At 74.6% G+C, this 252-nt stretch carries 1 protein-coding gene; it reads right to left on the reverse strand.

The genetic code is table 11. The annotated features are described in order from the left end of the window. Positions 1-252 (reverse strand): glycoside hydrolase family 3 C-terminal domain-containing protein (locus PROKR_RS19580; RefSeq protein ID WP_036966038.1); only part of this gene is annotated, 252 nt, incomplete at both ends.

Raw genomic sequence — 252 nt, forward strand, 5'->3', positions numbered from 1 at the left:
CGCGTCGTCGCCGCCCGAGTCGGACCGCACCAGCCGCAGGCCCTCGTAGCGGACCTCCGTGTAGCTCAGCCCGTGCCCGAACCAGAACGCGGGCTCCGTCGCCAGGTGCCGGTAGGTGATGCCCTGGCGGGCCACGTCGTAGTCGAACAGGTCGCCGGCCTGCGCCTCGTCCGCCGGCCACGTCTGGGCGAGCCGGCCGTACGGCTCCGCGTCCCCGGACAGCACGTCCACCAGGCCGTTGCCGGCCTCCTG

Origin of the sequence: Promicromonospora kroppenstedtii DSM 19349 (assembly GCF_000515355.1) — a bacterium.
Classification (GTDB): domain Bacteria; phylum Actinomycetota; class Actinomycetes; order Actinomycetales; family Cellulomonadaceae; genus Promicromonospora; species Promicromonospora kroppenstedtii.